Origin of the sequence: Streptomyces sp. WAC06614, assembly GCF_003949795.1 — a bacterium.
Lineage (GTDB): Bacteria > Actinomycetota > Actinomycetes > Streptomycetales > Streptomycetaceae > Streptomyces.
Map to the genome: position 1 here is coordinate 1 of NZ_RPRY01000380.1, position 6,226 is coordinate 6,226.

At 72.0% G+C, this 6,226-nt stretch carries 4 protein-coding genes; 1 reads left to right on the forward strand and 3 read right to left on the reverse strand.

The window, feature by feature from the left end; translation table 11 throughout:
* On the reverse strand, window positions 1-1,579 hold a 1,579-nt coding region (locus EF918_RS31155; protein ID WP_148141291.1), incomplete at its 3' end, for an LCP family protein.
* A 92-nt stretch (window positions 1,580-1,671) separates the two neighbouring features.
* Here EF918_RS31155 and EF918_RS31160 point away from each other — a divergent pair.
* Window positions 1,672-2,709, forward strand: a complete 1,038-nt coding sequence (locus EF918_RS31160; RefSeq protein ID WP_125652278.1) for a glycosyltransferase family 2 protein — start codon at window positions 1,672-1,674, stop codon at window positions 2,707-2,709.
* Between the two features lie 120 nt (window positions 2,710-2,829).
* On the opposite strand, the gene EF918_RS31165 is transcribed toward EF918_RS31160, so the two are convergent.
* Window positions 2,830-4,539: an LCP family protein gene (locus tag EF918_RS31165; RefSeq protein WP_260610829.1), complete on the reverse strand. Its 1,710-nt coding sequence runs from the start codon at window positions 4,537-4,539 to the stop codon at window positions 2,830-2,832.
* Window positions 4,540-4,641: 102 nt separating this feature from the next.
* Window positions 4,642-6,226, reverse strand: a 1,585-nt coding sequence (locus EF918_RS31170) for an LCP family protein (RefSeq protein WP_260610830.1), incomplete at its 5' end; no start/stop codon positions are given.

Consider the following 6,226-nt stretch of genomic DNA (forward strand, 5'->3'; position numbering starts at 1 on the left):
GGCAGCGTCGGAGGTGTATAAGCGACAGCCCGCACACCACCTGGTCCCCCGTGACCGCCCCGAGGGTCGAGGCCGGGGTCTGGTACGGGTCCTCGGCGCGGACCGCGAGGACCTTCTTGTAGTCCGAGCCGGCCGTGACCAGCAGGGTGCGGCCCTGGCCGGGGACCGCGCGGAGTTCCGCGCCGGGCAGGGCCGTGGCCAGGGTGCGCGCCGAGCGGTCCCAGCGGGGGTCGTAGGCGATCACCGTGCGGCGGACCTCGCGGCTGGCCGCGTTGCCCGGGGTGCGGGTGGTGTTGAAGCCGGTGGCGCGCAGCGCCTCGTCGACCCGGCCGCCGAGCCCGTCGATCCGGGTGCCGTTCTCCACCTGCACCCGGATCTGCTGCGGGGGCACGTCCACCGGGACCGCCGCGGGCTGCTCGGAGCGGCCGGGCCGGGCCGGGGCCAGCGGGCGGTCCTCGCGCAGCGCCTCGAACAGCCGGTCCGCCTTCGGCCCGTCCCACTTCACGGTCGAGCCGATGCCCTTCACCGGGAACGAGGCGTTGCCGATGGGCACCGAGGCGAACTCCGAGGAGGACGGGCTGAAGTCCCGCATCGCCTGGCCCAGGGCCAGCATCTGCTGCGAGCCGAAGCCCTTGTCGGCCCGGACCGAGCCCAGCAGGGTCGAACTGACCTCCTTGAACTTCACCGGGTTCAGCAGCACCCCGCCCTGCGCGGCCTCCTTGACCAGCGCGGCCATGAACCGCTGCTGGCGCTGCATCCGGCCGAGGTCCGCGGCCCCGTCCACATGGCGGGCCCGGACGTACTGCAGGGCCTGGCCGCCGGTCAGCCGGTGGGTGCCGGGCATCAGTTCCAGGCCGGTGTTGGCGTCGCGCAGCGGTTTGGCGGTGCAGATCTCCACGCCGCCCATCGCGTCCACCGTCCGCATGAAGCTGGTGAAGTCCACCTCCAGGTAGTGGTCGATCTTCACCCGGGTCATGTTCTCGACGGTCCGCACGGTCAGGTTGGGCCCGCCCTCGGCATAGGCGGCGTTCAGCTTCACCGGGTGGGGCCGGTGCTCCTTGCCGCTCACCTCGTCGCGGTGCGCGGGGACCTCGGCGTAGGAGTCGCGCGGCAGGCTGACCACGCTCGCCCGGCGCCGGTCGGCCGACAGGTGCACCAGCATCATCGTGTCGGTGCAGTGGCAGGGGGCGCCGCCCAGCCGGTACGCCTGCTTCTCCTCCGGGGTGATCCGGTCCCGCCCGTCGGTGCCGACGAGCAGCACGTTCATGCCGTGCCCGGCCTTGGGACGGTTCTTCATGTCCTTGAACGGGTCCACCCGGTCGATCCCGGTGTCCAGCCCCGTCATCACCGCGTGCCCGATCGCCCCGGAGCCCAGCACCACCACCGACACCGCCCCGGCCAGCCGCACGCCCCAGCGGGGCCGCCGCGCCGCCTCCCGCGCCGGGCCGCCGCCGCGGGACCGCCGGGCGGGCCGCGGGGACCGGGACGGACGGGGGGAACGGTGCGGCTCGGGCACGGGGGACACCTCCGCAGCAGCAGGGGATTCAGCAGGGGAGATTCGTCTGAACAGTAGGCCCATACGATCAGCGACCGTCGTACTGCCCGTCCGGCGCGCACCCGTTTCCCCCGTACGCGGTAACGTGACACCGATACCCGACCGTGAAGGACCCCATGCCCACCCAGCAGCCCGCAGTCTCGGTGATCATGCCGGTGCTCAACGAGGAGCGCCACCTGCGTGACGCAGTCCGGCACATCCTCGGGCAGGACTACGACGGCGAGATGGAGGTGGTGATCGCGCTCGGCCCGTCCACGGACCGGACCGACGAGATCGCCGCCGAGCTCGTCCGCGAGGACCCGCGCGTCCACACCGTGCCGAACCCCACCGGCCGTACCCCGGCCGCCCTCAACGCCGCCATCAAGGCCTCGCGTCACCCGATCGTGGTACGCGTCGACGGTCACGGCATGCTCTCCCCGAACTACATCGCCACCGCCGTCCGGCTCCTGGAGGAGACCGGCGCGCAGAACGTCGGCGGCATCATGCACGCCGAGGGCGAGAACGCCTGGGAGGACGCCGTCGCCGCGGCGATGACCTCGAAGATCGGCGTCGGCAACGCGGCCTTCCACACCGGTGGCCAGGCCGGTCCGGCCGAGACCGTCTACCTCGGTGTCTTCCGCCGCGAGGCGCTGGAGCAGCAGGGCGGCTACAACGAGGAGTTCATCCGCGCCCAGGACTGGGAGCTGAACTTCCGCATCCGCGAGGCCGGCGGCCTGATCTGGTTCTCGCCGGAGCTGAAGGTCCAGTACCGCCCCCGCCCGTCGGTGAAGGCGCTGGCCAAGCAGTACAAGGACTACGGCCGCTGGCGGCACGTGGTGGCCCGCTACCACGCCGGTTCGATCAACCTGCGCTACCTCGCCCCGCCGACCGCCGTGTGCGCGATCGCCGCGGGCACGGTGCTGGGCGCGACCGTGACCCCGTGGGCCTTCGTGGTCCCGGCCGGGTACCTGGCCGCGATCACCCTGGGCTCGGTCCCGGCGGGCAAGGGCCTGTCCCTCAAGGCGCGGGCGCAGATCCCCGTCGCCCTGGCCACCATGCACATGTCCTGGGGCTTCGGCTTCCTGACCAGCCCGCGCTCGCTGGCCCGCAAGGTCATCGCCAGCCGCCGCCCGGCGGTCACGGGCGGCACCGGTCGTACGGAGGCCGTCCGCTAGGACGGACAGCCGTACGGAGGGCGGCCCGACGACGGGCGGCCCGACGACGGACAGCACCGCGAAGGGCCCGGCGGAACCGCTCCGCCGGGCCCTTCGCGCGTACGCCGCACAGCGCGGGCGTTACCAGGTGAACCCGGGCTGGATCTTCATGCAGGCCTTCTCGTCGTCGCCGTTGAGCGGGCGCGCCGAGTCCGGGGCCTTGGTCGGGGCGGGCGGCAGCGGGGCCGGGGTGGTGCCCGTACGCCAGTCCTTGCCGACGAACAGCGTGATGCCCGAGACGTCGGTCGAGCGCTGCACCGCGGTCTCCGGCAGGCCCAGCGCGGCGGCCACCGCGTGGGCGTCACCGGCCTGGTCCAGGCTCGCGTAGCGCACGAGCGAGGTGTCCTCGCCCGAGGCCTGGTTGTCGGCCTGGGCCCGGGTGAAGCCCTTGGACACCAGCAGCGCGGCGATCTCGTTGGCCCGGTTGCGGACCTTGCTCTCCGTGCCGCCCTTGCCGCTGGTGGCGTTGCGCACCATGACCGGGATCTTGGCCGGGGGCGCCGCGGGGTCACCGGCCGGCCGCGACGGCGGGGCCGACGGGGCCTGCGCCGACGCGGACGCCCCCGGCTGGCCGGGCGACGCGGAGGCGCCGGGGCCCGGCTGCTGGGTCCCCTTGCCGTCGAGCGGGATGTCCTCGCGGACCATCCGGAACAGCTCCTCGGCCTCGCCCGGCTTGGGCTCCACCCGGTTCTCGTCCTGCGGGCTCCAGATCCACGGCATGGTGGTCATGGTGATCCGCCCGGTGGGGACCTTCTTGAGCTCCATGCTCAGGTCGTACAGCTTGTCGATCTTGTTGAGGCCGTTGTCCACGACCATCGCCTCGATCGCCGCCTGGGCCAGGCTGTTGAGCTTGACCGGGTTGCTCAGCTTGGCGTTCTTGCGGAACTCGCGCGCCAGCGCGTTCATGTACATGTGCTGGGCGTGGGTCCGCGCGATGTCCGTGCCGTCCTCGAACCCGTACCGGGTGCGCAGCCACTGCAGGGCCTGCTCGCCCTGGATGTTGCTGGTGCCCGCGGGGAGCTTCAGGCCGGAGCCCTTGCCGTCCCGGGTGCGCGAGTGGACGTTCTGCTCCACGCAGACCGGGACGCCGCCGATGGCGTCCGCCATCGACACCACGCCCTTGAAGTCGATCATCATGAAGTGCTGGATCGGGATGCCGGTCAGCTCCTGCCAGGTGGCGACCGTGCAGCCCGGGCCGCCCCGCTGGAGCGACTCGTTGGTCTGCACGAGGCCCTTGCTGGCCTGGTGGACCTTGCCGTTCGCCTCGGTGCACTTGGGCATCTTCAGCAGCGTGTCGCGCGGCATCGAGACGACGGACATGTTGGAGCGGTCCGCCGAGACGTGCACCAGCATCTGCACGTCGGCCAGCGGCGGGCCGTCGAAGGCGTCCTTGGCCCCGCCCAGCGCCTTGTTCTCCTCGCCGTCGCGGGCGTCGGAGCCGATCAGCAGGATGTTCAGCGGCGTCTGACCGAAGGCGTTGGGCCGCGGGGCGCTCAGCTTGTTGTCCCCGAGGTTCAGGGCGTCGGTGCGGATGTTGCCGTTGAGGTAGCTGTAGTACAGGTACCCCGCGCCGGCCGTGCCCAGCACCGTCAGCGCCACCCCGGTCGCCACCCAGCGCAGCACCTTGCGCCGCTTGCCCCGACGGCCCCTGGCCTCGACCTCGGTCCCACCCGCGGCCCCCTCGCCCTCCCGTGGCCGGGGTATGTCCGCGGACGCGCCGGAGCCACCGCCCGATATCTCCTCGGCGGCCGCGGCGGGCGCACCCTCCCCGCGCACGCTGCTGTGCCTCACGCGTTCCCCCCTCGAAGGGCCCTGACCGTGGCACGGTCAGGGCCCCTGATGTGTCAGGTGTGATACCGGAGCCGTCGGCGACGGCCCCGTACGGTCCCCCGGTTACTTGACGCAGACCGCCTTGTCCGCCTCCACCCGCTGGATGTCCTCGGGTGCCTGCTGCGGAGCGGTGAGCGAGATGCCCGCGCCCTTGAAGTCCGCGCCGAGCGTGAGCTTCATCGGGGTGGCCGGCGGTGCGTCCGCCGAGCCGATCTTCAGCGCGGAGGACGGCAGCCCCATCATGTCCGCCAGCGCACGTGCCTGGTCGGCCTGGTTGGGTGCGTACTCCAGCGTGGTCGCATCGAGCTTGGCGGGCGCGTTGCCGAGGTTACTGGCCCTGGTCACGCCCTTGGAGACCTGGAGCCAGCTGAGCGTGGTCTGCGCCGACCCCTTGGGGCCGCCGCCGTTCAGGATGTTCACCCGGACCTCGCCCGCCGGCGCCCGGTTGCCCTGGAGCAGGGCGTCCTGCTGGTTCTTCTGCGCCTCGGCCCTGGCCTTCTTCTGGGCCTCCACCTCGGTCAGCGAGACGTCCCCGCGGATCATCTGCAGCAGCGGGTCGGCCCGGCCCTGGTCGAGCACCACGGTGGCCTTGACCCGTTCCGCCGGGTTGTCCAGGACCGGCAGCGTGGTGAAGGTGATGTTCTTGGGGTTGATCCCCTTCAACTCGCCCGCCAGGTCCTTGAGTTTCCCGATCGACCCTATGCCGGTGTCCACGCTCAGCGCCTTGGTGGCCGCCTCCGCGAGGTTCAGCAGCTTCGACGGGCTGGTCAGCGTGTCCTTGGACTTCATCTCGCGGATCATCGAACTCAGGAACTGCTGCTGGGTCTTGATCCGGTCCAGGTCGCTCTCGTTGCCGAAGGCGTGCCGGGTGCGCACGAATGCGAGGGCCTCCTCGCCCTGCAGCCGGTGCTCACCGGGACCCAGCTTCAGCTTGGAGTCCTTGTCGTCCACGGCCTTGTCCAGGCAGACCGGGACCCCGCCGACCGCGGTGCTGAGCGTCTTGACCGCGTTGAAGTCGGCCATCATGAAGTGGTCGACCTGGATCCCGGTGAGCTGCTTGACCGTGCGCATGGTGCAGCCCGGGTCCCGGCCGGCCTGGCCGAGGCTGGTGTTGAAGCGGTTGCGGTCGCCCGGGATGTCCTTGGTCGAGCCGTCCGGCTGCCGGGTCGGGCAGGTGGGGATGTCGGTGATCAGGTCGCGCGGGATGGACAGCGCGGTGGCGTTCGTCCGGTCCTTGGAGACGTGGAAGAGGAACGTGGTGTCGGCGTGGCCGGGGCTGTCCTTGTCGCCGTAGCCCTCGTTGCCCGCGCCGGTGCGCTTGTCGGTGCCGATCACCAGGATGTTGATCGGCTGGTCCTTCTTGAACCCGCCGCTGCCCGCGTCGCCGACGTCGGTGGTGTTGATGTTGTTGTTGAGGTGCTGGTAGTAGAGGTAGCCCGCGACGCTCCCGCCCACCAGCAGGAACGCCGCACCGCCGCCGATGATCCGCAGGGCCTTGCGGCGTCCGCCGCCACCGCCGTCGCGGCGTTTGCGCCCCGTACGCCGGCCACCCGGCGGCCCCTCACCGCGCCGCGGACCGGGGACCGCGGGGGAGGGCCGCTTGGGCGCCGGGGTGGTGCCCGGTGGTTCGGCGGGGGCGGTACGGGAT

Excerpts from the sequence above, each read along its gene's own strand:
- EF918_RS31160 (WP_125652278.1), top strand. The coding sequence starts at position 1,672 with ATGCCCACCCAGCAGCCCGCAGTCTCGGTGATCATGCCGGTGCTCAAC.